The following is a 26,882-nucleotide window of genomic DNA, read 5'->3' as shown; positions in this document are numbered from 1 at the left end:
GTCGGCCGGCGGTGACGTCGGAACCTCAGGAGGAGGAGGGCGCGGATGAGGGCGTGGGAGGTCACGGGCGAGGCGGGCACCCTCGGGCGCGTGCGGCTGGGCGAACGGCCGGTCCCGGTCGCCGGGCCGGGAGAGGTGCTGGTCAGGGTCGAGGCCTGCGGGGTGTGCCGCACCGACCTGCACGTCGCCGACGGGGACCTGCCGATGCGTCGCCGGCGGGTCGTGCCGGGCCACGAGGTCGTCGGCACCGTGGTCGAGGGTGTGGCCCAGGGAAGGTTCGCGGTGGGCGACCGCGTGGGCGTTGCCTGGCTGCGCCACACGTGCGGGGAGTGCCGCTGGTGCCGCCGCGGCGCCGAGAACCTCTGCACCCGTGCGCAGTTCACGGGGTGGGACCACGACGGTGGCTACGCGGAGCACGTCGTGGTGCCCTCCGCCTACGCCTACCGGGTGCCCGGCGACCTCTCTCCCGAGCAGGCGGCCCCGCTGCTGTGCGCCGGCATCATCGGGTACCGGGCGCTGCGGCGGACCGGGCTGCCACCGGGCGGCCGGCTCGGCCTGTACGGCTTCGGGGCGAGTGCGCACCTCACGGCCCAGCTCGCCATCGCCCAGGGCAGCGAGGTGCACGTCCTGACCCGCGGCGCGGGTGCACGCGAGCTCGCCCTCGAGCTGGGCGCGGCGTCGGCCGGTGACGCGTACGACGCGCCGCCGGTGCCGCTGGACGCGGCGATCGTCTTCGCGCCGGTCGGCGACCTGGTGCCGGTGGCCCTCGAGGCCCTGGACCGCAGCGGGACGCTGGTGCTCGCCGGGATCCACCTCAGCGACGTGCCGCCCCTGGACTACCAGCGGCACCTGTTCCTGGAGAAGCGGCTGACCTCGGTGACGGCGAACACCCGCGCCGACGGGGAGGAGCTGCTGCGCCTGGCGTCCGCCCTGTCGGTGCGCGCAGCCGTGACGACGTACCCGTTCGAGGCGGCCGACGTCGCTCTGGAGGACCTGTCCAGCGGCCGGCTGACCGGGGTGGCGGTCCTGTCGGGGTGGTCCGCGGGCGGCTGAGCCGACAGGCGCTGAGCCGGCTGGCTCAGTCGGGCTCGGGCCGGACCACCATCACCGGGCAGTGCGCGTGGTGCAGGACGCCCTGGCTGACCGACCCCAGCAGCAGCCCGCGGAACCCGCCGCGGCCGCGGCTGCCGACGACGACCAGCTCCGCCTCGCGCGACAGCTCGGCGAGCGCCTCCACGGGGTGGGCGTTGAGCACGCGCACCCGCACGTCGACGTCCGGGAACTTCTGGGACCAGTCGGCCACCGCCTGGGCGGTGAGGTCGCTGGCCTGACGAACCATCTTGTCCTGCAACGCTTCTGCGTCCACGAGTGGGAAGTTGCTGTCGTCGTAGTCGAGCAGCCACGTGTGCACCACGGTGAGGGGTGCCTGCCGGGCGTGGGCCTCGTCGAAGGCCTCACCGATCGCGGTGGTGCTCAGCGGCGAGCCGTCCGACCCGACCACCACCCCCGACGCCGGCGACGACGTCGTGGGGAGCTCGCGGACCACGACCACCGGGCAGTGGGCCCGGGCCGCCACGTCGACCGAGGAGGACCCCAGGAAGGCGCTCGAAACCGTACCCCGCCCGCGCGCCCCGACGACGACGAGGCCGGCCCCGGTGGAGGCGTCGACGAGCAGGGCGCCGGGGCTGCCGATGCCGGTGGCCGTGCTCACGGGGGTCGACGGCGAGACGCTGTGGATGCGTTGCTCCGCCTCGTGCAGCACCCGCTTGGCTACCTCGTCGGAGGCGGCCATCAGAGGCTCGATGTGGGGGCCCTGGACGGGGACGCTACGGCCGTGGACGAGCTTGATGGCGCAGCGACGCCGAACGGCCTCGTCGATGGCCCAGTCGAGGGCGTTGCGGGTGTGGGGGCGGCCGTCGACGCCGACGACGACCGGTCGGGTGGTGGCTCGCAGGTCGGTGGTGCTCACGGGTGCTCCTCGCGGTGGTCGGTGCGGTTGCTGGGTGGGGTGCTGCGGGAGTCAGGTGTGCCGGTTGCGGCGGCGCAGGCGCTCCATCTCGGCCTCGACCTGGTCCGGGCGCGGCTCGGGCCACAGGACGTCCCAGGCGTGGAAGACCAGCCCGATGCCCCAGCCGAAGAGGGGGAAGAGCGGCCAGAAGAAGTGGTGACCGGTGGCGTACCAGACCGCCACCAGCAGGAGGTTGACCATCACGTAAGACAGCACGTGGGCCATCAGGCCGCGCTTGTCCTTCAACCGCTTGAGGGCCTGCTCGCGCAGCTCGCCCAAGTCCTCGGTGGGGCCGGCGCCCGTGGGGGTGCGTACGTCGTCTGACATCCGGACCATCTCCCTTCCCGTCCCAGCATCGGTCTGCTGGGCGCACGGACGGCGGGTCGTTGGTCCCGCATCCGGCCTGACCGCAGCGAGGACGACCGGCACCGAGGCGACCGGCACCGAGGGGGACCATGGACCCGAGGAGGGCGGGGCAGCCGGTGCGAGTCTGGCTCCATGGCTGAGGTCATGGAGGCCGCAGGCTGGGGCGCCGAGGTCCGGGAGACCCACTCGGCCGTCGTCCTGCTCATGGGGGACCGGGCCTACAAGGTGAAGAAGCCGGTCGACCTCGGGTTCCTCGACTTCACCACCCGCGCCGCGCGCGAGGCGGCCATCCGTCGCGAGCTCGTCCTCAACCGGCGGCTGACACCGGACGTCTACCTGGGGGTGCTCGAGGTCCGCGACCCGGACGGAGGGCCGTGCGAGCACCTGCTGGCGATGCGCCGCATGCCGGAGGACCGCCGGTTGTCCACGCTGGTCCGCGCGGGGGCGGACGTCGGGCCCGACCTGCGCCGGCTGGCCAAGGACCTGGCCGCCTTCCATGCCACGGCGCGCACGGGCGACGACATCGCACGCTGCGGCTCCGCCGAGGCGCTGCGGAAGCGGTGGGAGGACAACGTGCAGGGGCTGCGCGACCACCCGGTGACGACGGTCGGCGCCGAGCTGGCGGACCGGGTGGAGGAGCTGGCCCTCGAGTTCGTCGACGGGCGCACGCCGCTGCTGCAGAGCCGGGTGGAGGCGGGGCTGGTGCGGGACGGCCACGGCGACCTGCTCGCCGACGACATCTTCTGCGTGCCCGAGGGCCCGCGGGCGCTGGACTGCCTCGACTTCTCCGACGAGCTGCGCTGGATGGACGTGCTCGACGACGCCGCCAGCCTCGCCACCGACCTGGAACGGCTCGGCAGCCCGCGATTGGGCGAGCAGTTCCTGCACGACTACGCGGAGTTCTCCGGGACCCGCCAGCCGCCGTCGCTGCGGCACCACTACGCCGCCTACCGCGCGGTGATGCGCGCCAAGGTCGCCGCCATCCGGGCGGCCGGGCACCACACGCGCACCGGTGCCGACGCCGACGAGGCGGGGCTGCTCTGTGACATCGGGCTGTCCCACCTGCGTCGGGGGCGGGTGCGGCTGGTGCTCGTCGGCGGTCCGCCTGGGTCCGGCAAGACGACCCTGTCGGCTGCTCTCGCCGACCGGCTGGGGGCGGTGCTGCTGGCCAGCGACGTGGAGCGCAAGAGCCTCGCCGGTATGGCGCCGTCGGTGCACGCGCCCGCGGCCCTGGGGCAGGGCATCTACACCGCAGGCATGACGGTGCGGACCTACACCTCGCTCGCCGCTCGCGCCGCGCTGCTGCTCGGCATGGGGGAGACGGTCGTCGTCGACGCGTCCTTCTCGGCAGCCGGCCTGCGCGAGCAGTTCCGGTCGCTGGCCAGGACCGCCAGCACCCCCGTGGTCGAGCTCGTCTGCTCCGCACCCGGACGGGTCATCGAGGACCGGCTGCGCTCGCGGGCGAGCCGACCCGACGCGCTGAGCGACGCCGACTGGTCGGTCGGCCGCCGGGTGGCGGCCCTGGCCGAACCCTGGCCCGAGGCGTCGGTGGTGCACACCGGCACGTCCCGCGAGGCGGCCCTCACCCACGCCCTGCACCACCTCGGGACCGGGGCGGCGGACCCCTCGTGAGGGTGGGTGAGGATGCGGCAGGGCGCATGCCACCCGGGACCGACGCCTGCTGCGACGTCACTAGGGACCATGGTCCCTAGTGGGGTGGCCCGGTCCCGGCGACGCTGTCGAGCGGGGCCGGTGCCGCGGTGTGGGGCCGTGGGCGTCGTGGCCGCCCGCTCTCCCGCGAGGGGCGCCGGGGAGAGCGAGGCGGTCAGGGGGTGGCCCGCGCCTCCTGTGGCCCGAGCCACGCGAGGGCCGCCACCACGAGCGCTGCGGTCCCGGTGTCGAGCGTCGGCTGCATCACGGGTGCGAAGGCAGCGGAGTGGTTGACAGGGATGTCCTGTGCGACGCGGCCCGCCTGTTCGGCCGCGCGGTACGCGTCAGGGGCGGTTCCACCGATACCCCAGTAGGAGTAGGGGATCCCCAGTGCCTTCGGGATGTCGCTGAAGTCCTCGCTCGCGCTCTGCAGGGGCAGGGTCCCCGCGCGCGAGCCGAAGTACGCGCTGAACGCGTCGCGCACCCGCGCCGTCGTGTCCTCGTCGTTGGTCGTGGCCGGGAAGCGGTCGAACAGCTCGAAGTCCGGTTCGCGTGGGCTGGCGGAGGCCTGGCACTCGGCGACCACGATGCGGCGGATGGCGTCGAGCACCGTCGTGCGGGTCTGCTCGTCGTAGGTGCGGACGTTCAGCTCCAGGACCGCGCTGTCGCCGATCACGTTGCTCTTGGTGCCGGCATGGATGCTGCCGACGGTCACCACCGCGGTCTCGGTGGGGGCCACCTCGCGGGAGACGACCGTCTGCAGGCGCACGACGACCATGGCTGCCAGCACCACCGGGTCGACGGACGCCTGGGGCATCGACCCGTGGGCGCCGCGCCCGTACACGGTGACCCGCAGGCTGTCGGCTGCGGAGAGCGCCGGCCCCGTCCGCGTGCCGACGGTCCCCGCCGGCATCGGGAGGACGTGCTGGGCGAGGGCGACGTCCACGTCGCCGACCTTCGTCGCGAGGGAGTCCTCGACCATCCGGCGGGCACCGTCACCGAGCTCCTCAGCCGGCTGGAAGAGGGCGACCAGCGTCCCGGCCCACTCGTCGCGGTGCAACGCGAGCAGGGTGGCAGCGCCGAGCAGGCACGTCACGTGGACGTCGTGGCCACAGGCGTGCATCACCGGGACGTGGGTTCCGGTGGCGTCCGTGGCGCTGTCGGTGCTGGCGTAGGGGAGCCCGGTCGCCTCCAGGACGGGGAGCGCGTCCATGTCGGCACGCAGGAGGACCGTCTTCCCCTCGCCGTTGCGCAAGGTCGCGACCACCCCGGTGCCGCCCACGTGCTCGACCACCTCGTACCCGGAGTCGCGCAGCCGGGCGGCCACGGCGCCGGCCGCGCGGTGCTCCTGGTGGGAGAGCTCGGGGTGCTGGTGCAGGTCCCGGTAGAAGTCCTCCTGCCACGGGCGCACCGTGGGCAGGTCGGCGAGCACTGCACCGGCAGGGCGGGTGTCGTTCATGGGTGCCTCCGGGGTGTGGTTTTCGACGGGGATCGGCGGGAGCCTCAGGCGTCGGGGGCCGGCTTCGGGGGGTGGCCGGAACGACGGCGCCGGCCGCCCCTGGACCGCAGGTGTGGATGGCGTCGTACGACGAGGGCCGGCGACCAGGCGTCGGCGGACGGCAGGATCCAGCCGCGCCACCGGGCGGCGAGGCACAACCCCGCGCCGGAGAGCAGGCCCACCACCGAGCCGGCCGTGGGGTGGCCGGTCTCGCTCAACCACACGAGCGCACCGGCCCCGACCAGGGCTGCGGTGGCATACAGGGTGTTGCCGCCCAGGATGCCGGGAACCCTGCGCAGCACGAGGTCCCGCACCGCACCTCCACCGACGGCGGTGACCGTGCCGAGCAGGAGCGCGGGCAGCCAGCCCAGCCCCGCCTCGAGCGTCTTCTGGGCTCCCGCGGTCGCCCAGCAGCCCAGGGCCACGGCATCGACCACCGGCCACAGCCGGTCCCAGGCCCGGCCGCGGACCCGGAGCAGGAAGGTCACCGCGGCGCCGAACAGGGCGGTGAGGAGGTAGGCATGGTCGGTCAGGGCCACCGGTGGCCCGTGCTGCAGCAGGACGTCGCGGATGATCCCGCCGCCCAGCCCCGAGAGCACCGCCAGGGTCGCGAAGCCGATCGGGTCCAGTCGCTCCCGGCGGGCGATCACCCCGCCGAGGAGGGCGTTGCCGAGGACGCCGGTGAGGTCGAGGACGCGGAAGACGTCGCTGACGCTCTCGCTCTGCACCCTGCCAGCATCCACTGCGTACAGGTCCTGCGCGACCCCGCGCGGCACGTGCAGGCGCTCAGGAGTTGAGCGTCGTGGAGGGTGACTGCCCGAACCGGTGCCGGTAGTCGGCCGCGAACCTGCCTGTGTGGCTCAGACCCCACCGGATGGCCACCTCGGTCACCGTGGTGGCGTCCTGCGCGTGGACGAGGTCGTGGTGGGCCCGGTCCAGGCGCACCTCGTGCAGGTACTGGAAGGGGCTGCGCCCCACGTACTCCCGGAACCCCTGCTGCAGCCGGCGCACGCTGACACCGGCGAGCTCAGCCAGCTCGGAGGGGGTCCACGGGCGGGCGGGGTCGTCCTCGATCGCGGCGACGACGCGGCGCACGATCCGGGGTCGGGTGCCGCGGGCTCCCGCGGGCTCCTCCGGCGCGCTGGTGAGCAGCAGCCCGGTCACCAGCAGCTCGCCGAGCTGTCGCTGCATCCGCGGATCGGCCAAGAGTCCCGGCGAGTCGGACGTGGCCCGGTCGAGGGCGCTGGTGATCCAGGCCAGCCAGTCGTGGCCCGTGTCCGAGCGCAGGTCCAGCTGCCTGGGCAGGGGGTGGGGCCGACGGGCCAGGACCCGCTCGTACTCCCGCCGCAGGAACTCCTCGTCGACCCGGAACCCGACCAGGGTGCAGGACGGGTCCCACGACGGGAGCTTCATCGGGGTGTCCGGCGGGCAGACGGTCGCGCGCTCGGCGTCGGACACCACCGTGGTCCCGGCGATGCGGTGCTCGAGCCGCCCGGACTCGGCGATGTTGACCGCCCAGGCGCCCGGGTGGTCGGTCTGCACCCGCACGGTCGCGCCGAGCGACATCCGGGTGACCCGGCACGGCCCGAGGTCGACGACCCCCACCTCGGACAGGCCGGCCGGGCCCCGCGACAGGGGGCGCATGGAGTGCGGGAAGTACGCCTGGGCAACGGCGTCGTGGACGCCCTCCCAGTCGTCGAACGTGGGAGCCGAGGTGAGGACGTGGCTCAACGGGGACCTCCTCGTCCCATGGTCGTGCGCCATTGTCGCCGAGCGGGGGGACCGGGCTCAACAGCCGTCCGCGACCGCATCCCCCGACGGCACCGGGTCGCTGCGCCCAGCGGATGGGGGCTGCGTCCAGCGGATCGCGCCGCGGCGCGGACGCGCCTAACGTCCGCAGCCTCGACGGCGAGAGGAGGTCACCGTGGGCGCATCAGCCCAGGAAGTCGCCCACCAGGCGCGTGAACTCCTCGGCGTGCTCGATCTGCACCCAGTGGCCGCAGCGGCCGAAGACGTGCAGCTGGGCGTCGTCGATGAGCTCGAGCAGCCGCAGCGAGTTCGACAGGGGGATCACCTGGTCGTCCCGGCCGTGCACCACCAGGGTCGGCACGGCGATCCCACGGATGAGCCCCTCGTCGACCGTCATCGCGTCGACGCTGCGCTGGCGGGGCGCGGGGAACATCGAGCTGAAGGCTTCCTGGACCCCGGGCCGGGTGGCGGCCTCCAGGCGCGAGCGGGCCAGGTCGTCGGTGAGCAGGGAGCGGTCGTGGGCGAACACACCCATGAGGTCGCGCATCGCGTCGAGCGACGGCTCGAAACCCCAGACGGCGTCCAGCCCCGGGGTGATCTCGAACGGCACCCCGACGCTGCCCATGAGCACCAGCTTGTCGACCCGCTCGGGGGCCCGGGTGGCCATGCTCAGTGCCAGCGCGCCACCGAAGCTGTTTCCCACCAGCGAGACCCGATCGAGGCCGAGCGCGTCGAGGAAGCCGAGCAGGTGGTCGGTCCAGGCCTGCATGCCGTATGCGACGCCGTCGGGGCGCTCGGTGTAGCCGAAGCCGAGGACGTCCGGGGCGATGACCCGGTGGTGCCTGGCCAGCTCGGGCATCGTGAGGCGCCAGTTCGCCCAGGCGGTCACCCCGGGCCCCGAGCCGTGGACGAGGACGACGGGCGAGCCCTCGCCGACGTCGTGGTAGTTGGTCGCAATGCCGTCGACGTCGACGGTCAGGGCGATCTCGGGGCTGGTCCGGGTGGTCACGGCGCTCACGGTGTCTCCTCCAGGGCGGGTCGCGGTCGGCGGGCGAGTTTCGGTCGGCACGCGGCGTTCGCGACCAGTGAGCCACGACCCCGCGCCGGACGGCCGGCGCGTTCCGGCGTGAGGAACGGCGGTGGTCGCAGCCGTGGACCGGCGCGACTCTCGTTGACGAGCGGCACCCGCCTCTCACCACTGAACGCAAGGGAGCGGCAGTGCCGACCGTGACGATCCACCCCACGGGCGAGGTGATCTACCTCCAGCCCGGCCAGACGGTGCTCAGCGGCCTCTACCAGGCGGGGTTCGCCTACACCGTGGGGTGCCGCCGCGGCGGGTGCGCGATCTGCAAGGTCGACTGCCGTGCGGGCGACTTCGCCTACTGCCGTCCCGTGTCCGACACCGTCATCTCCGACGCCGAGCAGGCAGACGGCACCTGCCTGACCTGCCGAGCCGTCCCCGAGGGCGACATCACCATCGAGCTGCGCGGCGAGGACGTCCGTCTCGTCAACCGGTTCCTCCACCAGATCAACGACAAGGCCCGGCAGCGCGCCGAGGCGCACGCCGCCGCGAACAGCGCGGCCGGCACCCCCGAGAAGGAGCAGTCATGGGAGTCATGAGGTTGGGCTACGCCCACATCCGCGTCACGGACCTGGCCGAGGCCAAGGACCACTACGCCAACACGATGGGCCTGTACGAGACCCACGCCGAGGGCAACAAGGTCTACTACAAGGCCTGGGACGAGTGGGACCACCACTCGGTCGTCCTCGAGGAGGGCGGCGTCGGCGTCGTCAAGTACGGCTGGAAGGTCCAGCACTCCACCGACCTCGACGACATCGAGGCCAAGGCGACCGCGTTCGGCGTCACGGTCGATAGGATGAGCAAGGGCGACAACCCGGAGATCGGTGACGGCATCCGGTTCACGACCCCCTCGGACCACGTCTTCGAGGTCTACCACGAGGCCACCCTGGTCGGCACCGAGGTCGGCGTGCACAACCCCGACGCGTTCCCCCGCCGCCTGGTGGGCGTGGGCGTGCCTGCCCTGGACCACTCGCTCATCACCGCCGAGGACCCGGGCCAGATGGACCGCTTTCTCTCGGAGGTGTTCGGGTTCTACGCGACCGAGCGGGTGCAGACCAGCCTCGACGACGACGCCGACATCATCGCCACGTGGATGACGAGCAGCAACCAGATCCACCAGCTCGCGGTCCTCTCCGGACCGCAGGGCAAGCTGCACCACTTCGCGTTCCGCCTGAACGACTGGAACGAGGTCGGCCGTGCCGCCGACCTGTTCTCCATGGATGACGTCCCGATCGACGTCGGCCCGACCCGCCACGGCATCACGCGCGGGCAGACCGTCTACTTCTTCGACCCCTCGGGCAACCGCAACGAGGTCTTCTCCGGCGGCTACCTCGCCTACCCGGACCGGCCGACGAACGTGTGGACCCCCGAGGCACTCGGCAAGGGTGTGTTCTACCACTCGCGCGAGCTCAACGACGCCTTCACGTCGGTCCTGACCTGACGAGCCGGGGAGCCGAACCATGTTGCTGCGCAACGAGCTCACCCTCACCTACGACGGTGCGCGCCTCGCTCTCGACGCCGCGGTGCGCCGGGCCCAGGCCCTGGGCGTCGCGGTGAACGTGGCCGTCGCCGACACCGGTGGTGGGCTGCTGGCCTTTGCCCGGATGGACGGGGCGTTCGCCGGGTCCGGGGCCATCGCCCAGGACAAGGCGTGGACCGTGGCCGGCTTCGGCGGGGTCGCCACCGACGACTTCTACGACGCCATCGCGGGTGAGGACCCCGTCCGCGAGGGCATCGGCCAGCGCGGGCGGGTCGCGGCCTTCGGCGGGGGGGTCCCGATCGTCCTCGGCGGGGGTGCCGTCGGTGCCGTCGGCGTCTCGGGCGGGTCCGCCGCCCAGGACAAGGACATCGCCTCCACCGGCGCCGCTGCGGTGGTCGCCGGCGTCACCGGGGTGAGCCCCACCTTCTTCTGCCACCGCGACGTCACCGAGAGGACGCACCATGACCCCGTTCATGCAGCGAGTAGCTGAGCTCGTCGGCACCCCCGAGGACGACCTCGTGGCCCTGGGCGCGATGTCGCCCCCACCGGTGACCCGGCTCAGCCGGCGCATCGCCACGGGCACCGGCGCCGACCGGCAGGTGATGATCCGCTCGCTCGCCGAGCAGCTCGTCAGCGAGGCCAACGCGGTCCTCGGCGCGGCCGACGACCGGCTGGAGCTCGTCGACGAGACCCTGCCGACCGAGCTCGCCTTCCGGGTCGTCCACCGCGGCCGCGCGGCCCGCGTCTCGACGACGTTCGAGGACGGCACGGCGTACGGCCGGCTGGTCGGCGACGGCATCGAGTCCGAGGAGCCCGTCGAGCTCGAGGACGCCGACGCCCTGCCCGACCTGCTGGTCCGCCTGCTCGTCGAGTCGGGTGTCACCCACCACCACGTCGCCTGAGGAGGCACGCCATGCAGTATGAGCTCCGCACGCAGGTCATCGAACCGCAACGCAAGACCTTCACCCACCTGGTGAAGCGCTACGGCGACCGCCCCGCCTCCCGCTACGAGGAGGGGACGATCGACGTCCAGGCCAAGGAGAACTTCCACTACCGACCGCTGTGGGACCCGCAGCACGAGCTCTACGACGAGACGCTCAGTGCCTTCCGGCTCACCGACCCGTACTCGTTCACCGACCCACGGCAGTACTACTACGCGCCGTACGTCAGCTCGCGGGCCGCCATGGCGGAGGCGATGGCGGCGACGCTGGACTACCTCGACTCCCGCGACCTGCTGTCGCGGCTCCCCGAGGGGTGGGCCACGCTCGTCGGCGAGCTGCTCGTGCCGTTGCGGCACTATGAGTCGGGCGCGCAGATGGTGTGCAGCGACGTCACGCGTTTCGGGTTCGGCACGACGATCACCCAGTGCGCCGGCTACGCCGCGTTCGACCGCATCGGCAACGCCCAGTCGTTGAGCCGCCTGGGCATCGCCCTGGGCGGTGGGACGGCAGAGCTGCTCACCCAGGCGAAGACCCGGTGGGTCGAGGACGCACCACTGCAGGGCCTGCGCCGCTTCGTCGAGGAGCTCTTCCTCGAGAAGGACTGGGGCCGTGCGCTCGTCCGACTCGACGTCACCGACCGCCTCGTCTACGCGCTCTTCCACGGCCACCTCGACGACGCCGCCATCGAGTCCGGGGCCGGGGCGTACAGCCTCGTGGCCCAGCACTTCGCCACGTGGTTCAAGGACCAGCGCAAGTGGCTCGACGGCCTCTACAAGGCTTGGGCTGCAGACCCGGCGACCGGGTCGGCCAACGCGGCCCTGCTCGCGAGCACCACGACCGAGGCCCTCGAGGAGGCGCTGCGCGCCGTCCGCCCGGTCGCCCTGCGCGTCGACGAGCTCGTCGCCTCCGGTGCGGTCGCCGCGCTCGAGGCCACCGCCGACGGCATCCGCGAAGCCGTCCGCGCCGCCGGCCCCGACACGGCCACGGCCCCCACGGCCCCCACGGCCTGACCAGGAGGAGACGACATGACCGCCACACCCGCCGCCACCCGCACCGTGGGCGTCGACATCCAGGAGAGCGAGGCGAACCGCTCCGTCGTCGAGGCCATCGAGGCGACGAACGACGGCTGCACCGTCAAGCACATGCCCGGCCTCGTCCGGATCTCCGCGCCGGGCCGACTGGTCGTCACCCGGGAGGCGGTCGAGGAGCGCCTCGGCCGCGAGTGGGAGACGCACGAGTTCCAGCTGGCCATCGTCAGCTACTTCGGGCACATCAAGGAATGGGATGACGACGAGATCGTCATCGCCTGGGACCACTGACTCACCCCACGAAGTTCTCCGCTCGTCCCTCGCTCCGATACTTCGCGGGGGCCCCGATGTCGCAGATAGGAAGTCCGCAATGACCATCGCCCCCAAGGCCCCCCGCAAGCTGACCATGAAGCAGCGCTACGAGGCGCTGACCCGGGACCTCGACTGGGAGCCGAGCTACGTCGACAAGCGCGACGTGTTCCCCCACACCGAGTTCGAGGGCATCAAGATCCACGACTGGGGCAAGTGGGAGGACCCCTTCCGCCTCACCGTCGACGCCTACGCGAAGTACCAGGCCGAGAAGGACAAGCGCCTCTACGCCGTGCTCGACGGGTTCGCCCAGAGCCAGGGGCACCTCAGCCTCACCGACGCGTCGTACCTCAACGCGATGAAGGTGTTCCTCCAGGGCGTCACGCCGCTGGAGTACACGGCGCACCGGAACTTCGCCTACCTGGCCCGGCACCTCAACGGCCCGGGACCGCGCTTCGCCGCCCTCTGCCAGTCGATCGACGAGCTGCGCCACACGCAGACCGAGATCCACACGCTCAGCAACTACAACAAGTACTACGGCGGCTTCCACAACTACCTCGAGCAGCACGACCGGGTCTGGTACCTCTCGGTGCCGAAGTCGTTCTTCGACGACGCGCTGTCCGCCGGGCCGTTCGAGTTCCTCATCGCCATCGGGTTCTCCTTCGAGTACCTCCTGACCAACCTGCTGTTCGTGCCGTTCATGTCAGGCGCGTCGTTCAACGGCGACCTGCCGACGATGACCTTCGGCTTCTCGGCGCAGTCCGACGAGTCGCGCCACATGACCCTCGGGCTCGAGGCGATCAAGTTCATCCTCGAGCAGGACGAGGGCAACGTCCCGATCGTCCAGGCGTGGATCGACAAGTGGTTCTGGCGCGGGTACCGCGTCACGGCGCTGGTCGCGCAGATGCTCGACTACATGTTGCCGCGCAAGGTGATGAGCTGGAAGGAGTCCTTCGAGCTGTACTTCGAGGAGCAGATGCTCGGGGGCCTGTTCGCCGACCTCGCCTTCTACGGCATCACGCCGCCGAAGCACGTCGACGACGCCATCGCCGAGAAGGAGACCCTGTCACACCAGGTGTACTGGACCCTCTACCAGTTCTCGCACGCGGCGGCCTTCACGACCTCGGTCCCCGACGCCGAGCACCAGCAGTGGCTGCGGGACAACTACCCCGACACCTTCGAGCAGCTCTACCAGCCGCTGTGGGCCAAGGAGGAGAAGAACATCGAGGCCGGTGGCCGGCACTTCTGGCGCGGCCTGCCCCAGCTCTGCCAGGTCTGCCAGGTGCCGATGCTCTTCACCGAGCCGGGCGACCCGACGACGATCTGCCAGCGCGAGTCGGTGTACGACGGCGAGACGTTCCAGACCTGCTCGAACGGCTGCCAGTGGATCTTCGAGCGCGAGCCGGAGAAGTACGTCCAGGCGTGGCTGCCCGTGCACCAGATCTACCAGGGGAGCTGCGGCGGGCCGACCCTGCCGGACGTCCTGCAGTGGTACGGCCTCGAGGAGGGTGACAGCGGCGAGTACAAGGGCTCCGTCGACGAGAAGAACTGGAACACCTGGCACGACGACCACGCACCGACCGGAACGGAGGGCTGAAGGATGACCGTCAAGAGCATCGGCGCGTACGAGTTCCCGTCGCGCTCACGCCAGGAGCTGTACGGGGACGACCAGCTCGTCCACGTGTGGTTCACCGACACCCTGTGGTTCGCCGCCGCTGCCTGCTTCCGGGCGCCGAGGGCGATGACCTGGGCCGACTTCTGGAATGGCGTCGTGGTCCCCTTCGCCGAGGAGGACCCCGACTTCGACGCGGCCGCCCCGCGGGTGTGGACCCTGCACGGCGCGCAGTTCCAGCCGCGCGACGACCAGACGCTCGCCGAGCTGGGCGTGGGGCACAAGGACGTCATCGGCACGCGTGTGGCGGCCTGAAGCGGACCACCCGGAGGAGAGACATGGACACCCACACCATCACCGTCGAGCCCCTCGGCCGCGAGGTCGAGTGCCGCGAGGACCAGACGATCCTCGACGCCTGCCTGCGCAGCGGGGTCTGGCTCCCGCACAGCTGCACCCACGGCACCTGCGCGACCTGCAAGGCCGAGGTGCTCGACGGTGAGGTGGACCACGGGGCGGCCAGCTCGTTCGCGCTGATGGACTACGAGCGCGACGAGGGCAAGGTCCTCCCGTGCGTCGCCTGCCCGCGGTCGGACGTCGTGATCGAGGCCGACGTCGACGTCGACGACTCCGTGGAGGTCTTCCCGGTCGAGGACTACACGGGCACCGTCGTCGAGCTCGAGGAGATCGCGCTCCAGACGCGACGGCTCGTCATCAAGCTCGACCGTGAGATCGGTTTCAACGCAGGGCAGTACCTCAAGTTCCAGGTGCCGGCGCGGGACGGGATGCCGGCGGTGGACCGCACCTGGTCCATCGCCTCGCCACCCAGCGAGTCGCGGAGGCTGGAGTTCCACATCCGCAACGTCGAGGGCGGCCGGGGGACCGACGGCTGGGTCTTCGGCGGCCTCATGGTGGGCGACCGCGTCTCGGTGTCGGGACCCTACGGCCGCTTCGTGCTCCGCACGGGGGACGACCGGCACGCCATCCTGGTGGGTGGCGGGACAGGGCTCGCGCCCTTGAAGTCGATGCTGCGCCACGCGCTCGAGGACGACGCGTACGAGGGGCGGCTGACCCTGTACCAGGGAGCCCGCACGCGGGAGTGGCTCTACGACGTGGAGTACTTCCGTGGGCTCGCCGCGCGGTACCCCGACCGGTTCACCTACCGGCCGTGCCTCTCTGACGAGGCTCCCGAGGACTGCGGCGCCGACGCCGCTGACTACGGCTTCGGCCTCGTCACCGACGTGATCGCCGCCGACCACGCCAGCCTCAGCGGGAGCGCCGGCTACCTGTGCGGCCCACCGCCGATGGTCGACGCGGCGCTGAAGACCCTCATGGGCAGACGGCTCTTCCCGCGGGACATCCACCGGGAGGACTTCTTCAACGAGGGCGACAAGGCGACGGGGGGTGTGCGGTCGCCGCTCATCAAGCGCTAGAGGCCCGAGGCGCGCAGGGTCCGGCTGAGGGTGAAGGCGGCGGTCCGCACGGCGGGCCCGAGGGTGACCGGGTCGATCGACCCGGTCACGCCGGTCACCGACAGCCCTGCGCGGATCTTGTGGTCGGCGCCGAAGACCGGTGCCGCCACGCAGGAGATGCCCAGGTGCGACTCCTCGAGGTCGAGCGCCATCCCCACCGAGCGGATCTTGCGCAGCTCACGGGTGAGGCCTCCGGGCGTCGCGATGGTCCGCGGCGTCATCCGGGGGAGCCCGGCGTCCACCCGGGCGCGGACCGTGGCGGCAGGGCTGTAGGCCAGCAGGACCTTGCCGACACCGGTGGCGTGCGCCGGCAACCGGCCACCGGTGCGGGAGGCGATGTCGTGCCGCCCCGTGCCGAGGATCTCGACGTAGACGACGTCCACCCCGTCGAGGACCGCGAGGTGGATGCGCTGGCGGGTGGCCTCACGCAGGTCCTCCATCACCGGGAGGGCCGCATCGGACAGCGACCGGTGCACCGGGACGAGCTCGCCCCGTTCGAAGAACCACATGCCGAGCCGGTAGCCGTCCACCGTGGCGTCGTCCGGGCGCTCGAGGACGCGCAGCGACACCAGCTCGCTCGCGATGCGGTGCACGGTCGACTTCGGCAGTCCCGTACGGCGCGCGAGGTCGGCGAGCCCCAGGACGGGGTGGCTGTCGTCGAACGCCTCGAGGACCGCGGTCGCACGGGCGAGGAGGCTGACCGGCGGACCGTTCCGCTCAGTGGAACGCATTCGTTGATCGAAGCACGCGGGGGCAGGCATTGTCAGCCCATCACCGGAAGGGCAAAGGAGCCAGGCCATGACAACCCTCGCGCAGGAGCAGGTGTGGTGCTCCAGCACCCCGAAGCGGAGCCACGGCGACGACACGGCAGGGGTCAAGTCGGTCGGCAGCGCCCTCGACGTGCTCGAGTGCTTCGCCACGGACGGCGAGCTGGGGGTCTCCGACATCGCACGACGGCTCGGGGTCGCGAAGTCCACGGCCCACCGGTTGCTCCAGACGCTGACGAGCCGCGGGTTCGTCGAGCAGCGCCCGGACACCGGGCTGTACCGCCTGGGCATCCACCTCTACGAGCTGGGCGAGCTGGCCCTGGCCCGCAACGCCCTTCGCCACCACGCCCTCCCGCACCTGCGCCAGGTCGTCGCAACCACCGGCCTCACGACGAACCTGTCGGTCAGCGACGGCCCGGACATCGTCTTCATCGAGCGCATCGAGAACAGTGACGGCGTGCGGATGCTCGGCAACTTCGGGCGCCGGCTGCCCGCGCACACCACGAGCAGCGGCAAGGCGATCGCGGCCTTCGACCCCGCAGCCGACCTGGCGCGCCGTCGTGCCGGCTTCCCGCCCCGCGTGAGCCGGACCGTCCGGACTGAGGCGGACTGGGTGCGCTGCCTCGAGGGCGTGCGACGGGTCGGCTTCGCCTCGTCGACGAGCGAGTCGTTCGACGGTGCGTCCTCGGTGGCGGTGCCCGTCGTCGTCCACCGGCGCGCCGTCGCCGCCATCTCGGTGTTCGGGCCCACCGAGGTCATCGCCCCCCGCGTCGACCGCCTGGTGCCGGTGCTCACCGCCGCCGCCCGGCGGATCTCCCTCGCCCACGCAGGCTGACCAGCGGGTCCCGTTCCCGGGAGCGGAACGGGGGCGGCGCGCGGGGCCGCGGGTCCGTACCGTCGACAGTGTCGGCGGGACGAGCCGCCCGACCGCAGCACCGCACCGAGGAAGGTCAGCCACGTGGACGATCTCACCCGCGCCGCCGCCGCCGAGCAGCTCCTCGCTGCCTACGCCACGCGCACGCCCGTCGAGCCGCTGACGGCCACGTACGAGGACATGACCCTCGAGGACGCCTACGCCATCCAGCTGCTGCAGGTCGAGCGCCGTCGGGACGAGGGCCGGGTCGTCCGGGGTCACAAGGTGGGCCTGACGAGCGTCGCGATGCAGAAGCTCCTCGGGGTGACCGAGCCCGACTACGGCCACCTGCTCGACGACTTCTTCCACCTCGAGCACGCTCCGGTCCCGGTCAGCTCCTTCCTCCAGCCACGGGTGGAGCCGGAGGTCGCCTTCGTCCTCAAGCGACCGCTCAAGGGCCCGGGCGTCACGGTCCACGAGGCGTTGCGGGCTGTCGACTTCGTCCTGCCCGCCCTGGAGATCGTCGACAGCCGCATCCGCGACTGGAGGATCGGGCTCCTGGACACCATCGCCGACAACGCGAGCAGCGGGGCGGTCGTCCTGGGCTCGACACCGACCGACGTGGGCGCGGTCGACCTGCGCCTCGCCGGCGCGACCTTCCACCGCAACGGCCAGGTCGTGGGCACCGGCGCCGGTGGCGCCGTCCTCGGCTCGCCCGTCAACTCCCTCGTCTGGCTCGCCAACACAGTCGGAGCCCGCGGGATCACGCTCGAGGAGGGCGACGTCGTCCTGCCGGGTGCCGTGTGCGCCATGGTGCCGGTCGCCGCCGGCGACACCTTCACCGCGACGTTCGCCGGGCTCGGCAGCGTCACCGCCCGATTCGCCTGACCCACACCCAGAACCCCCGATCAACGGAGGAGCGACATGTCCACCCCGACGTCCACCCCGACCCGGACCACGGGCACCGCCGCCATCGTCGGCCCGGGCAACATCGGCACCGACCTGATGTTCAAGCTCCTGCGGCGCAGCGACGTGCTCGAGCCGCGCTACATGGTCGGGGTCGACCCGGCCTCCGACGGCCTCAGGCGCGCCCGATCGGTCGGACTCCGGGCGAGCCACGAGGGCGTCGACTGGCTGCTGGCCCAGGACGACCTGCCCGACGTCGTCTTCGAGTGCACCTCGGCCAAGGCCCACGAGGCCAACGCTCCCCGGTACGCCGAGGCGGGCATCCTGGCCGTCGACCTCACGCCCGCTGCCGTCGGGCCGTACCTCTGCCCGCCGGTCAACCTCGACTTCAACCTCGACGCGATGAACGTCAACATGATCACCTGCGGGGGACAGGCCACGACCCCGATGGTCAAGGCGGTCTCCTCCGTCGTGTCCGTGCCCTACGCGGAGATCGTCGCGTCGATCTCCAGCCGGTCGGCCGGTCCGGGGACGCGTGCCAACATCGACGAGTTCACCGAGACCACGTCCGAGGCACTCCAGGTGGTCGGCGGTGCCGAGCGAGGCAAGGCCATCATCATCCTCAACCCCGTCGAGCCGCCCCTCATGATGCGCAACTCGGTCTTCTGCGCCATACCCGCGGAGGCGGGGGAGCCCGGCGCGCTGCAGGACCGCATCCTCGAGTCCATCCACGAGATGGTCGCCCGGGTGCAGGACTACGTGCCCGGCTACCACCTCCGCGCCGACCCGCAGTTCGACCCGGCCCGCGACCTGTGGCGGGGTATGGCGCGGGTGTTCGTCCCCATCGAGGTCAAGGGACGCGGCGACTACCTGCCCGACTACGCCGGCAACCTCGACATCATCACGGCGGCCGCAGCCCGCGTGGGCGACATCATGGTCGCCCACCGCCTGGGGGTCGCCTCCACCTGGAAGTCCTCGAGCGAGCTCGGCGACGTCCCCGACCCGCTGGTCGGCGCAGGCGCCGGCGCACAGCAGGCAGGAGCCTGATCCCCATGGGAGACATGACCATCCGCCCCGAGGACGCGCCCGTCGTCACGAGCGAGGTGACCGAGTCCGAGGTCCTCGCCCACACCCCCAGCGGTGGCGGTCAGCGTGACCTGCGCATCACCGACTCGACCCTGCGCGACGGCTCCCACGCCATGCAGCACCAGTTCACCGAGGAGCAGGTGCGCGGCGTGGTGCACGCCCTCGACCACGCCGGCGTGGAGGTCATCGAGGTGTCGCACGGTGACGGGCTCGGGGGCTCGAGCTTCAACTACGGCTTCTCCGCGGTCGACGAGATGAAGCTGATCGCCGCGGCCGTCGACGAGGCCACCCGGGCGAAGATCGCGGTGCTGATGCTCCCGGGGCTGGGTACGGTGCACCACCTCAAGCAGGCGCACGCGGCCGGGGCCTCGGTCGCCCGGATCGCCACGCACTGCACCGAGGCCGACGTCTCGGTCCAGCACTTCGGCGCGGCCCGGGCCCTCGGCATGGAGACGGTCGGCTTCCTCATGCTGAGCCACAAGGCCACGCCCGAGAAGCTCGCCCAGCAGGCGCGGACCATGGTCGATGCCGGTGCCCAGTGCGTCTACGTCGTCGACTCCGCGGGCGCCCTCGTGCTCTCGGACGCACAGCAGCGGATCACCGCCGTCATCGACGAGATCGGCGCCGAGGCGCAGGTGGGCTTCCACGGCCACCAGAACCTCAGCCTCGGCATCGCCAACTCCGTCCTCGCCCACCAGGCAGGGGCCCTGCAGATCGACGGGGCGCTGTGCGCGCTCGGCGCCGGCGCGGGCAACAGCCCCACGGAGGTGCTGGCGGCGACGTTCGAGCGCCTCGGGGTCCGCACCGGCATCGATCTGGGGGAGGTGCTCTCGGCGGCCGAGGACGTCGTCCGGCCGTTCATCCCGCGCCTGCCGTGGATGGACCGGGCGTCCATCACCCAGGGCTACGCGGGGGTCTACAGCTCGTTCCTGCTGCACGCCGAGCGTGCCGCCGAGCGGTACGACGTGCCGGCGCACGCCATCCTGCAGAAGGTGGGGGAGCACGGGTACGTCGGCGGCCAGGAGGACATGATCATCGACATCGCCCTCCAGCTCGCCGAGGAGCGGGCCCAGCTCGTCGAGCTCGGGGACCTCGCAGGGGCGGGGGTCCGCTGATGTCCGCGCAGCCCGGCACCGCACCGGCAGGCAGCTGGGACGTCGAGTCCGTCGCCGCCGAGCTCCTGCGGTGCGAGGACGAGCGTCGCGAGCGGCCCCCCTTCACCGACGAGTGGCCGGGGCTCGACCTCGACACCGGCTACGAGGTCCAGGACCTGAACCTCGCCAAGCGGCTCGCGCGCGGGGAGAAGCTCGTGGGCGTCAAGCTCGGCCTGACCAGCCGCGCCAAGCAGCAGCGGATGGGGGTCCACTTCCCGTTCGTGGCCTGGCTCACCGACGCGATGGTGCTTCCGGTCGGCGACCCGGTCCCGCAGTCGCGCCTGATCCACCCGCGGATAGAGCCCGAGATCGTCTTCGTCATGGGGGAGCGCCTCGAGGGCCCCGGCGTCACCTGCGCGCAGGCCATGTCCGCGGTCGAGTCGGTGTGGGGCGGCGCCGAGGTCATCGACAGCCGCTACCAGGACTTCCGGTTCACCGCCGGTGACGTCGCCGCCGACAACGCCTCGTCGGGGGCCTTCGTCACGGGACCGGTCGGGCTGCCCCCGGCCGAGCTGGACCTCGCCCTGGAGGCCGTCCTCGTCGAGGTCGGCGGCGTGGTCGTCGACTCGGCCACGGGTGCGGCCGTGCAGGGACACCCCGGGGAGGCGCTCGCCCTCGCCGCCAACGACCTCGCCCGACGGGGCCACGCCATCGAGGCGGGGTGGATCGTCCTCACCGGCGGCATGACCGATGCGGTCTTCGCGCCACCCGGGTCGAGCACCGCGTGCCACTTCACCCACCTCGGGTCGGTCTTCCTCAACGGTGGGGAGGGCTGAGGACCGTGCCACTCGTCGAGGTGACCATGGTGGAGGGCCGCACGCCCGAGCAGGTGCGCGCCCTCGTCTCCGCACTGACCCGGGCCGTCGTCGAGACCGTCGACGCGCCGCTCGAGAACGTCAGGGTCGTCGTCCGCGAGGTGCCGGCGACCCACTGGGCGGCAGGCGACGTCACCATCGCCGAGCGCCGTGCCGCCTCGGCCCATGACACCTCACCGGACCTCGGGAAGGAGGCGCCATGAGTGACATCCAGTTCTTCGGCCACATCATCGACGGCGAGGAGGTGGAGTCCCTCGACGGGGCTCGCTTCGACGTCTGGAACCCGTGGACTCAGGAGGTCTTCGCGCAGGCGGCGGAGGCGGGTGCCGCCGACGCGGCACGCGCGGTGGAGAGCTCGCGCCGGGCGTTCGACGAGGGCCCGTGGCCGCGGATGGGCCGCGCCGAGCGCGCCGCCGCGATCCACCGGCTCGCCGACCTGATGGAGGAGCGCGCCGACGACCTGGCGTGCCTCGACTCCACCAACATGGGCAAGCCGTTCGCCCAGGCGAAGCACGACGTCGGTCGGTCCGTGTGGAACTTCCGCTTCTTCGCCGACCACCAGCGCGACCACGTCGGGGAGGTGTACCCGATGGACTCGGGCCACCACTCCTACAGCGAGTTCGGCCCCGCGGGTGTCGTGGCAGCCATCTCGCCGTGGAACTTCCCGCTCATGATGGCCACCTGGAAGATCGCCCCCGCGATCGCCTGGGGCAACACCTGCATCATCAAGCCGAGCGAGGACACCCCCGCGTCGGTCACCCTGTTGGGTCGCCTCGCCATCGAAGCAGGCTTCCCCCCGGGCGTCCTCAACGTCCTCAACGGCCACGGCGCGCCTGCTGGTGCAGCACTCACCGCCGACGAGCGCGTCGACCGGGTGACCTTCACGGGGTCGTCGACCACCGGCAAGGCGGTCATGGCCTCCGCCGCGACCCACCTCGCGCCGGTCTCGCTGGAGCTCGGCGGGAAGGGCGCGAACCTCGTCTTCGACGACGCCGACCTCGACAACGCCGTGCACTGGGCCGTGGAGGCGATCTTCCGCAACTCCGGCCAGATCTGCCTCGCGGGGTCGCGGCTGTTCGTGCAGTCCGGTGTGTACGACGAGTTCATGGACCGCTTCAGGGCAGCAGCCGAGGCCCTCGTCATCGGCGATCCCTTCGACCCCGCCACGAGGTTCTCGGTCCTCGCCAGCAGGCGCCACTTCGAGAAGGTGCGCGGCTACGTCGAGTCCGTGGAGGAGCAGGGCGGCAAGGTCCTCACCGGCGGGGTCGACGAGGACGGCGCCTGGCTCGTGCGGCCGACCATCGTCACCGACCTGCCGCTGACGGCCCCTCAGTACTGCGAGGAGATCTTCGGCCCGGTGTGCGTGGTCAACCGCTTCGAGACCGAGGACGACGTCGTCGCCCTGGCCAACGACACGCGTTACGGCCTCAACGCGATGGTCTTCACCGAGAACCTGTCCCGGGCGCACCGCGTCTCGTCGAGGCTTCGGGCCGGCACGGTCTGGGTCAACTGCTTCTTCATCCGCGACCTGCGCACGCCCTTCGGCGGCGTCGGTGACTCGGGGGTCGGGCGCGAGGGGGGCAACTTCTCGCGCGAGTTCTTCACCGAGCCCAAGGCCGTCGTCATGCAGATCGACCGCGGCTGAGAGCCCTCGACCGCACACACGCGAAGACCCCCTCCGGAACCCGGAGGGGGTCTTCGCGTGTGTCCGCCGTCAGGCCGTCCTGCTCCCGGAGGCGAAGGAGTGGGCCTCGGTGACGACCGCGGTCAAGGTCTCGAGCTCGTCCTCGGTCCGGGGGCCGAACAGCATGACGAACCCGGCCGCCAGGCGGGTGCCCGCCCACGGGTGCGGGACGCCCCAGCCGTGGGCGACGAGGTCCGCGGCGTACGCCGCCGGGAGGGCCAGGTGGAGCGAGCCGTCGTGGGCCGGGTGGAGGTGGGCGAACTCGCGCACGCCCGGTACGAGGTAGCACTCGTCGGGGCCCGTGCCGCCCGGCAGCGTGAAGGCGCGCGCGCCGGGGACGGAGATCTGGGACGGGCCGCCCTGCACGCCGGTGAGGGCGCTGACGCGCTCGAACAGTCTCTCCTGCAACGGCTCCGGCGCGTTCTGCGACTGTTGCTGCTGCGGGATGTCCCAGTGGACCTCGGGCGACGGACCGGCCCGGTGGGGGAGCCGGCCGCCCTCGATGCCGTGCCAGACCACGTCCCGCTGCGGACCCACCGGAGCGGCTCCCTCGACGGAGACGTGGGTGAGGCGTTCGGCGGCCCACGCCGCCAGCCGGCGCACGGTGGCCTGCGTGAGTCCGTGGCCGCTGGCGTCGCGTCGTCCGACGGTGGGTGCCCCGGACTCGGTGTGCAGCCAGGCCCAGGTCCGGTCGAGGAGCTCGCGCGGGATGACGTGGTCGGACTCGCCCTGGGCCACGAACACCGGCAGGTTGGCCAGCCGGCTGCGGTCGAGCGGGACGCCGGCGTCGAAGGGCAGCGTGCCGTAGAGGATCGCGGCGCCCGCGAACCGCGACGGGTCCGCGAGCACGAGCCCGCCGGCGAAGGCGGCGCCGCCGCTGAAGCCGATGAGCACGACGGGTCGGCCGGCGGGGGCGACCGAGTCCAGCCACGCCCGGAACCAGGCCATGGTGGCCTCGAGGGAGGAGGCCACGGGACGGCCGATGCCGCGGTTGGCGAACCACGCGAACCCGCCACCCTCGGCGATCGGCGCCCGCACGGCGGCGTACTCGACGCCCTGCGGCAGGTGGGGGGCGAGTCCGAGGATCTCCTGCTCGGTGGACCCACGTCCGTGGAGCAGGACGACCAGGGGAGCATTCGGGTCACCGGCGCCGTGGGTCGCGACGACCGGGGCGGCGAAGGTGGCCGTGCCCGTGGCGGTGGTCATCGTGCGTCCAGCGGCACGAGCTCGGCGGCGGTGCGGACACCCGCCCAGCGCGTCGCCTCGGCGCCGAGGTCGAGGCGCTCGACCGGTGCGGAGTGCTCGAACTCGCCCCACGACTCGCGCGGCAGCATCCACATGACCTCGAACTCGTTGCCGTCGGGGTCCTGGCCGTAGATGCTCTTGGTGGCGCCGTGGCTCGACTCGCCCCCGAGGGCGCCGAGGCGCAGCAGGGTGCTGCGGGCCTCGACCAGCTCGTCGATGGTGTCCACCTGCCAGGCGAGGTGGTAGAGCCCGAGGGCGCCACGGGGGCGCGGCGGCTGGGCGCCGACCCCGAAGAGGCCGAGGTCGTGGTGGTTGCCCGAGCGGGGCAGTCGCAGGAACGCGGCCTGGGCACGGGGCTCCCGCGCCACGACCTCCATCCCGAAGGCCTGCTGGTAGAACTCCAGGCTGCGGTCGAGGTCGCTGACGAAGAGCACGGCGTGGTTGAGGCGCACGGCGTTGACGGTCATGGTGCGGAATCCGTTCTGCTGGTGGGGATCTGGGTCAGGCGATGACGCCGAAGCCGCCGGTCCACGAGATCTTCTCGCCGGCGGCGAGGGTGATCTGGAGGAAGCCGAGGGCCTCGAGCTCGCGGGCTCGGCGCAGGGACCCGGCGTCGATGGCCCTGAGGCCGCCGGCCGCGACGATGCCGGCCAGGGTGGTCTTCGCGTCGGCGTCGTCGCCGGCGATGAGGACGGTCGTCGTGAGGTCGCCCACGGTCCCGGCGGCCAGCGTCCCCGCGAAGTTGGTGTTGAACGCCTTGAGGACGCGGGACTCGGGGAGCGCGTCGGCGAGCTCGGCAGCGGCGGAACCGTCGGCCGTGACGGTGAGGGAGTCGAAGGTCGCGAAGTCGACCGGGTTGGTGATGTCGACGACGATCCGGCCCGCGAGCTCGGCACCACGGCTGGCGACGATGTCGGCGAGGGCCGGGTAGGGGACGGCCAGGACCACCACGTCGCCGAGACGGGCGTCGGCGTCGTCCTTGCCGATGAGGGTGACGGTGTGGCCGCCGCGGCCGGCGACGGCAGCGATCGCCTGGCCCATGTTGCCGGTTCCGATGATCGAGATGTGCGCCATGGTGTGCCTCCGAGTGGTGAGTGCTTGGTTGTTGATACAAGTAACACCGTACACCCAAAAGTTGTTCCTTCAACCAATGTCCTATGCTGTGGAGCATGAGCACGAGATGGTTGGACCCCGAGGAGCGCGCGGCGTGGCTGCGGTTCGCCGCCGTGATGGAGCTCCTGCCCGGGGCCCTCGACGCCCAGCTGCGCCGCGACGCCGGGCTCAGCCACTTCGACTACTTCGTCCTGGCGATGCTGTCCGAGGCGCCGGAGCACACGCTGCGGATGACCGCGCTGGCACAGAAGACCAACGCCACGCTGCCCCGGCTGTCGCACGTGGTGAACAAGCTCGAGGGCCGCGGGCTCGTCGAGCGGTTCCCGTGCCCCGAGGACGGCCGCGCCACCAACGCGCGCCTGACCGACCGTGGCTGGGACCTCGTCGTCGAGACCGCCCCGGGGCACGTCGAGACCGTGCGGCACCTCGTCCTCGACGGACTCTCCCGCACGCAGGTGCGCCAGCTGGCACGGATCAGTGATGCCATGCTCGCGCGCCTCGACCCCGAGGGCCGGATGCAGGCCCTGATCAACCCCGACGCCTCGCCCTCGGCGGACTGAGCTCGGCCCCTCAAGAGGGCGCCTGCGGAGGGCGCGTGCCTGCGTGGCCCCTCACCCGTTCGGGTCAGGTCGTCCGGATCGCCGCGCGCGTCGGTGCGCGCGGCGGCTACGTTGCGGGCGACCCGGATCGACGCAGGAGGACGTGTGCAGCGGTTCACCGTGACCTTCGACCAGACCGGCGTCGGGGCGTCCCCCTCCGAGGCGACGGTCGGCGACCCCGACGCCTTCGTCCTCGAGATGCCCCGTGGCAGCGCGGCAGTCGGGGTCGTGGTCCCCCTCCTGGGCGCCGCCTTCGGCGCCTTCGTCGCCGTCGTCGCCCTCGTCCACCTGTCCGTCGTCGGCTTCCTCATCGGCGGCCTGGTAGCCGGTGGAGCATGGCTTGCGGCACGGCAGGGCCTGCGCGCGGCGTCGGTCCCGTTGCTGGCAGCCGGACCCGGCGGCCTCTACCTCAGCGGCCTCGGCATGGCGCCCGGCGACCAGCGCGCCCAGGTCCTTCCCTGGGCGCAGCTGCGTCGCCTGGTGGTGTGCTGTGCGCTGGAGCCGTCGGCTCAGGTGGGCCGGCCCGCCTCCAGGCAGCCGGCGCTGGCCGTGGTGACGGTGGACCCGGCGCCGGGCACCGCTGCGCCCGGGGCCGCACAGCTGCCGCAGGTCGAGGGAATGGTCCCCTACGAGCCGGGCGCCGTGGACGTGTCGTCGGTGGACCCGGTTGCCCTGGCCGAGCTGCGGAGGTCGCGCCCCGACCTGTCGGCGATGCTCGAGCGCGACCGCACCGGGAGCGCGTCGCCCAGGTTGCCCTACCAGTCCCTGGCCAACGGGCTCGATGCAGCGCAGCGCGCCGCGCTCACGGAGGCGGTCCACCGGTACGCCCCGCACGTGCAGGTCGCGGACGGCCCGGACCTCGACACCCGGGGCCCGACGGTCTGGCTTGGGCGCCCCGCCGGTACCCACTGACCGAGCCCGGCCCCGTACGGGGCACAGCGAAGCCCCCGACGGGGGGTCGGGGGCTTGCTGTGTCCGCGGGTGCTGGCCTGTGTCAACCGACAGCGGGAGCAGGAGCGGCGGCACGGCTGGCTCCGATGCGGACCTCCTCCTCGACCGGCACGGTGCGACGGTGCCAGATCCCGAGGAAGCTGAGCAGGAACATCAGGCCCGAGCCGATGAAGGCTGCGATCGCGCCCCACCAGGCGATGACGCCCATGGTGCCGAAGGCGTACGCGTTGAGGAGCAGCCCGCGAAGGGTGTTGCCCATGAACAGGGTCTGGCGCAGCTGGCCGAGCTCGGCAACGGCGGCGGGGTCGGCCGTCTTGTCCTGCGACATCGCGATGAACTGGCCGCTGACCTCTTCGTAGGTCTTGCCACCGCTGGCCTTGTTCATGTGGACCAGGATGTAGTGGTCGGCGTAGGCCTTGGCCTGGGCGCCGGTGGTCAGCTCCTGGCCGGCGTACTGCGACAGGTAGGGCTTGATCGCCGGGTCCTCGATCGCCTTGCCGGACGGCATCGTGATCTTC

Annotated in this window: 31 protein-coding genes; 20 read left to right on the top strand and 11 right to left on the bottom strand. The window is 72.2% G+C overall.

The features are described from left to right. The first annotated feature begins 45 nt into the window (after positions 1–45). Positions 46–1,053 (top strand): zinc-dependent alcohol dehydrogenase family protein, encoded by a 1,008-nt coding sequence (locus AB4Z02_RS15465; RefSeq protein WP_056883845.1) that lies wholly within the window; start codon positions 46–48, stop codon positions 1,051–1,053. 25 nt (positions 1,054–1,078) lie between these two features. Here AB4Z02_RS15465 and AB4Z02_RS15460 read toward each other — a convergent pair whose 3' ends face one another. Both AB4Z02_RS15460 and AB4Z02_RS15455 read right to left on the bottom strand, forming a co-directional pair. Next, positions 1,079–1,969 carry a universal stress protein gene (locus AB4Z02_RS15460; protein ID WP_441972017.1) on the bottom strand — a complete coding sequence of 297 codons (891 nt, stop codon included), beginning with the start codon at positions 1,967–1,969 and terminating at the stop codon, positions 1,079–1,081. Positions 1,970–2,020: 51 nt separating this feature from the next. After that, on the bottom strand, positions 2,021–2,335 hold the full coding sequence (locus tag AB4Z02_RS15455; protein WP_441972016.1) for a 2TM domain-containing protein: 315 nt from the start codon (positions 2,333–2,335) through the stop codon (positions 2,021–2,023). A gap of 171 nt (positions 2,336–2,506) precedes the next feature. On the opposite strand from AB4Z02_RS15455, the gene AB4Z02_RS15450 reads away from it, so the two are divergent. Beyond that, entirely contained in the window at positions 2,507–4,006 is a 1,500-nt protein-coding gene (locus tag AB4Z02_RS15450; RefSeq protein WP_441972014.1) for an AAA family ATPase, read from the top strand. 193 nt (positions 4,007–4,199) lie between these two features. Here AB4Z02_RS15450 and AB4Z02_RS15445 read toward each other — a convergent pair whose 3' ends face one another. From AB4Z02_RS15445 to AB4Z02_RS15430, 4 genes are all read right to left on the bottom strand, one after another. Next, entirely contained in the window at positions 4,200–5,483 is a 1,284-nt protein-coding gene (locus AB4Z02_RS15445) for an amidohydrolase (RefSeq protein WP_441972012.1), read from the bottom strand. Positions 5,484–5,527: 44 nt separating this feature from the next. Continuing rightward, positions 5,528–6,250, bottom strand: a complete 723-nt coding sequence (locus AB4Z02_RS15440) for a trimeric intracellular cation channel family protein (protein ID WP_441972010.1) — start codon at positions 6,248–6,250, stop codon at positions 5,528–5,530. 58 nt (positions 6,251–6,308) lie between these two features. Then, positions 6,309–7,253 (bottom strand): AraC family transcriptional regulator, encoded by a 945-nt coding sequence (locus tag AB4Z02_RS15435; RefSeq protein ID WP_441972008.1) that lies wholly within the window; start codon positions 7,251–7,253, stop codon positions 6,309–6,311. A 202-nt stretch (positions 7,254–7,455) separates the two neighbouring features. Beyond that, the gene (locus AB4Z02_RS15430) at positions 7,456–8,289 is read right to left on the bottom strand and encodes an alpha/beta fold hydrolase (RefSeq protein ID WP_441972006.1); all 834 of its coding nucleotides are present in this window, start codon (positions 8,287–8,289) and stop codon (positions 7,456–7,458) included. Positions 8,290–8,489: 200 nt separating this feature from the next. Here AB4Z02_RS15430 and AB4Z02_RS15425 point away from each other — a divergent pair, with 200 nt between their 5' ends. The 9 genes from AB4Z02_RS15425 to AB4Z02_RS15385 all read left to right on the top strand — a co-directional run bounded on the left by AB4Z02_RS15425 (position 8,490) and on the right by AB4Z02_RS15385 (position 15,152). Beyond that, positions 8,490–8,891, top strand: a complete 402-nt coding sequence (locus tag AB4Z02_RS15425) for a 2Fe-2S iron-sulfur cluster-binding protein (RefSeq protein WP_441972005.1) — start codon at positions 8,490–8,492, stop codon at positions 8,889–8,891. Next, on the top strand, positions 8,879–9,793 hold the full coding sequence (locus AB4Z02_RS15420) for a catechol 2,3-dioxygenase (protein WP_441972003.1): 915 nt from the start codon (positions 8,879–8,881) through the stop codon (positions 9,791–9,793). Before AB4Z02_RS15425 ends, AB4Z02_RS15420 begins: the two co-directional genes overlap by 13 nt. 19 nt (positions 9,794–9,812) lie before the next feature. Continuing rightward, positions 9,813–10,322: a GlcG/HbpS family heme-binding protein gene (locus AB4Z02_RS15415; RefSeq protein ID WP_441972001.1), complete on the top strand. Its 510-nt coding sequence runs from the start codon at positions 9,813–9,815 to the stop codon at positions 10,320–10,322. Next, positions 10,306–10,734 carry a hypothetical protein gene (locus AB4Z02_RS15410; RefSeq protein WP_156399943.1) on the top strand — a complete coding sequence of 143 codons (429 nt, stop codon included), beginning with the start codon at positions 10,306–10,308 and terminating at the stop codon, positions 10,732–10,734. The genes AB4Z02_RS15415 and AB4Z02_RS15410 overlap by 17 nt, the downstream gene beginning before the upstream one ends. 11 nt (positions 10,735–10,745) lie before the next feature. After that, positions 10,746–11,783, top strand: coding sequence for a hypothetical protein (locus tag AB4Z02_RS15405; protein ID WP_441971999.1), 1,038 nt, complete (start codon positions 10,746–10,748; stop codon positions 11,781–11,783). Positions 11,784–11,798: 15 nt separating this feature from the next. Further along, on the top strand, positions 11,799–12,092 hold the full coding sequence (locus tag AB4Z02_RS15400; protein WP_056883853.1) for an MmoB/DmpM family protein: 294 nt from the start codon (positions 11,799–11,801) through the stop codon (positions 12,090–12,092). Positions 12,093–12,171: 79 nt separating this feature from the next. Then, positions 12,172–13,707 carry a YHS domain-containing protein gene (locus tag AB4Z02_RS15395; protein ID WP_441971997.1) on the top strand — a complete coding sequence of 512 codons (1,536 nt, stop codon included), beginning with the start codon at positions 12,172–12,174 and terminating at the stop codon, positions 13,705–13,707. A 3-nt stretch (positions 13,708–13,710) separates the two neighbouring features. Continuing rightward, positions 13,711–14,037 (top strand): phenol hydroxylase subunit P4, encoded by a 327-nt coding sequence (locus AB4Z02_RS15390; RefSeq protein WP_056883855.1) that lies wholly within the window; start codon positions 13,711–13,713, stop codon positions 14,035–14,037. 23 nt (positions 14,038–14,060) lie between these two features. Beyond that, entirely contained in the window at positions 14,061–15,152 is a 1,092-nt protein-coding gene (locus tag AB4Z02_RS15385; RefSeq protein ID WP_441971995.1) for an NADH:ubiquinone reductase (Na(+)-transporting) subunit F, read from the top strand. On the opposite strand, the gene AB4Z02_RS15380 is transcribed toward AB4Z02_RS15385, so the two are convergent. Further along, the gene (locus AB4Z02_RS15380) at positions 15,149–15,922 is read right to left on the bottom strand and encodes an IclR family transcriptional regulator (RefSeq protein WP_441971993.1); all 774 of its coding nucleotides are present in this window, start codon (positions 15,920–15,922) and stop codon (positions 15,149–15,151) included. The genes AB4Z02_RS15385 and AB4Z02_RS15380 overlap by 4 nt on opposite strands. 67 nt (positions 15,923–15,989) lie before the next feature. On the opposite strand from AB4Z02_RS15380, the gene AB4Z02_RS15375 reads away from it, so the two are divergent. From AB4Z02_RS15375 to AB4Z02_RS15345, 7 genes are all read left to right on the top strand, one after another. After that, entirely contained in the window at positions 15,990–16,793 is an 804-nt protein-coding gene (locus AB4Z02_RS15375; RefSeq protein ID WP_082590504.1) for an IclR family transcriptional regulator, read from the top strand. A gap of 123 nt (positions 16,794–16,916) precedes the next feature. Beyond that, a complete protein-coding gene (locus AB4Z02_RS15370) occupies positions 16,917–17,699 on the top strand; it encodes a 2-keto-4-pentenoate hydratase (RefSeq protein WP_056883858.1) in 783 nt (260 codons plus the stop codon). 36 nt (positions 17,700–17,735) lie between these two features. Further along, entirely contained in the window at positions 17,736–18,764 is a 1,029-nt protein-coding gene (locus AB4Z02_RS15365; RefSeq protein WP_441971991.1) for an acetaldehyde dehydrogenase (acetylating), read from the top strand. 5 nt (positions 18,765–18,769) lie between these two features. Beyond that, a complete protein-coding gene (gene dmpG, locus AB4Z02_RS15360) occupies positions 18,770–19,918 on the top strand; it encodes a 4-hydroxy-2-oxovalerate aldolase (RefSeq protein WP_441971989.1) in 1,149 nt (382 codons plus the stop codon). Continuing rightward, a complete protein-coding gene (locus AB4Z02_RS15355; RefSeq protein ID WP_441971987.1) occupies positions 19,918–20,733 on the top strand; it encodes a 2-keto-4-pentenoate hydratase in 816 nt (271 codons plus the stop codon). Before dmpG ends, AB4Z02_RS15355 begins: the two co-directional genes overlap by 1 nt. Before the next feature lie 5 nt (positions 20,734–20,738). After that, on the top strand, positions 20,739–20,975 hold the full coding sequence (locus AB4Z02_RS15350) for a 2-hydroxymuconate tautomerase (RefSeq protein ID WP_056883861.1): 237 nt from the start codon (positions 20,739–20,741) through the stop codon (positions 20,973–20,975). Further along, on the top strand, positions 20,972–22,417 hold the full coding sequence (locus AB4Z02_RS15345) for an aldehyde dehydrogenase (RefSeq protein WP_441971985.1): 1,446 nt from the start codon (positions 20,972–20,974) through the stop codon (positions 22,415–22,417). The genes AB4Z02_RS15350 and AB4Z02_RS15345 overlap by 4 nt, the downstream gene beginning before the upstream one ends. A 69-nt stretch (positions 22,418–22,486) precedes the next feature. On the opposite strand, the gene AB4Z02_RS15340 is transcribed toward AB4Z02_RS15345, so the two are convergent. Genes AB4Z02_RS15340 through AB4Z02_RS15330 form a run of 3 tightly spaced genes read right to left on the bottom strand, consistent with a single transcriptional unit; the run spans position 22,487 to position 24,775 of the window. After that, a complete protein-coding gene (locus AB4Z02_RS15340; protein ID WP_441971983.1) occupies positions 22,487–23,662 on the bottom strand; it encodes a luciferase domain-containing protein in 1,176 nt (391 codons plus the stop codon). Then, complete coding sequence (locus AB4Z02_RS15335; protein ID WP_441971981.1) at positions 23,659–24,168, bottom strand: VOC family protein; 510 nt, start codon at positions 24,166–24,168, stop codon at positions 23,659–23,661. Before AB4Z02_RS15335 ends, AB4Z02_RS15340 begins: the two co-directional genes overlap by 4 nt. 34 nt (positions 24,169–24,202) lie before the next feature. After that, a complete protein-coding gene (locus AB4Z02_RS15330) occupies positions 24,203–24,775 on the bottom strand; it encodes an NADPH-dependent F420 reductase (RefSeq protein ID WP_441971979.1) in 573 nt (190 codons plus the stop codon). Between the two features lie 95 nt (positions 24,776–24,870). On the opposite strand from AB4Z02_RS15330, the gene AB4Z02_RS15325 reads away from it, so the two are divergent. Continuing rightward, the gene (locus AB4Z02_RS15325; protein WP_441971977.1) at positions 24,871–25,374 is read left to right on the top strand and encodes a MarR family winged helix-turn-helix transcriptional regulator; all 504 of its coding nucleotides are present in this window, start codon (positions 24,871–24,873) and stop codon (positions 25,372–25,374) included. Between the two features lie 144 nt (positions 25,375–25,518). Continuing rightward, positions 25,519–26,325: a hypothetical protein gene (locus AB4Z02_RS15320; RefSeq protein ID WP_441971976.1), complete on the top strand. Its 807-nt coding sequence runs from the start codon at positions 25,519–25,521 to the stop codon at positions 26,323–26,325. An 82-nt stretch (positions 26,326–26,407) separates the two neighbouring features. Here the strand turns inward: AB4Z02_RS15320 and AB4Z02_RS15315 are convergent. Further along, a partial coding sequence (locus tag AB4Z02_RS15315) for a hypothetical protein (RefSeq protein WP_441971974.1) occupies positions 26,408–26,882 on the bottom strand: 475 nt, incomplete at its 5' end.

It is taken from the genome of Pedococcus sp. 2YAF34 (assembly GCF_052114585.1).
GTDB lineage: Bacteria > Actinomycetota > Actinomycetes > Actinomycetales > Dermatophilaceae > Pedococcus.
This window is presented reverse-complemented; position numbering and strand designations above follow the sequence as displayed.

Coding starts and splice junctions, on each gene's coding strand:
- AB4Z02_RS15415 (WP_441972001.1), top strand. CDS start 9,813: ATGTTGCTGCGCAACGAGCTCACCCTCACCTACGACGGTGCGCGCCTC.
- AB4Z02_RS15335 (WP_441971981.1), bottom strand. CDS start 24,168: ATGACCGTCAACGCCGTGCGCCTCAACCACGCCGTGCTCTTCGTCAGC.
- AB4Z02_RS15345 (WP_441971985.1), top strand. CDS start 20,972: ATGAGTGACATCCAGTTCTTCGGCCACATCATCGACGGCGAGGAGGTG.
- AB4Z02_RS15375 (WP_082590504.1), top strand. CDS start 15,990: ATGACAACCCTCGCGCAGGAGCAGGTGTGGTGCTCCAGCACCCCGAAG.
- AB4Z02_RS15465 (WP_056883845.1), top strand. CDS start 46: ATGAGGGCGTGGGAGGTCACGGGCGAGGCGGGCACCCTCGGGCGCGTG.
- AB4Z02_RS15365 (WP_441971991.1), top strand. CDS start 17,736: ATGTCCACCCCGACGTCCACCCCGACCCGGACCACGGGCACCGCCGCC.
- AB4Z02_RS15455 (WP_441972016.1), bottom strand. CDS start 2,335: ATGTCAGACGACGTACGCACCCCCACGGGCGCCGGCCCCACCGAGGAC.
- AB4Z02_RS15390 (WP_056883855.1), top strand. CDS start 13,711: ATGACCGTCAAGAGCATCGGCGCGTACGAGTTCCCGTCGCGCTCACGC.
- AB4Z02_RS15330 (WP_441971979.1), bottom strand. CDS start 24,775: ATGGCGCACATCTCGATCATCGGAACCGGCAACATGGGCCAGGCGATC.
- AB4Z02_RS15380 (WP_441971993.1), bottom strand. CDS start 15,922: ATGCGTTCCACTGAGCGGAACGGTCCGCCGGTCAGCCTCCTCGCCCGT.
- AB4Z02_RS15445 (WP_441972012.1), bottom strand. CDS start 5,483: ATGAACGACACCCGCCCTGCCGGTGCAGTGCTCGCCGACCTGCCCACG.
- AB4Z02_RS15385 (WP_441971995.1), top strand. CDS start 14,061: ATGGACACCCACACCATCACCGTCGAGCCCCTCGGCCGCGAGGTCGAG.
- dmpG (WP_441971989.1), top strand. CDS start 18,770: ATGGGAGACATGACCATCCGCCCCGAGGACGCGCCCGTCGTCACGAGC.
- AB4Z02_RS15395 (WP_441971997.1), top strand. CDS start 12,172: ATGACCATCGCCCCCAAGGCCCCCCGCAAGCTGACCATGAAGCAGCGC.
- AB4Z02_RS15420 (WP_441972003.1), top strand. CDS start 8,879: ATGGGAGTCATGAGGTTGGGCTACGCCCACATCCGCGTCACGGACCTG.
- AB4Z02_RS15325 (WP_441971977.1), top strand. CDS start 24,871: ATGAGCACGAGATGGTTGGACCCCGAGGAGCGCGCGGCGTGGCTGCGG.
- AB4Z02_RS15405 (WP_441971999.1), top strand. CDS start 10,746: ATGCAGTATGAGCTCCGCACGCAGGTCATCGAACCGCAACGCAAGACC.
- AB4Z02_RS15355 (WP_441971987.1), top strand. CDS start 19,918: ATGTCCGCGCAGCCCGGCACCGCACCGGCAGGCAGCTGGGACGTCGAG.
- AB4Z02_RS15340 (WP_441971983.1), bottom strand. CDS start 23,662: ATGACCACCGCCACGGGCACGGCCACCTTCGCCGCCCCGGTCGTCGCG.
- AB4Z02_RS15410 (WP_156399943.1), top strand. CDS start 10,306: ATGCAGCGAGTAGCTGAGCTCGTCGGCACCCCCGAGGACGACCTCGTG.
- AB4Z02_RS15450 (WP_441972014.1), top strand. CDS start 2,507: ATGGCTGAGGTCATGGAGGCCGCAGGCTGGGGCGCCGAGGTCCGGGAG.
- AB4Z02_RS15400 (WP_056883853.1), top strand. CDS start 11,799: ATGACCGCCACACCCGCCGCCACCCGCACCGTGGGCGTCGACATCCAG.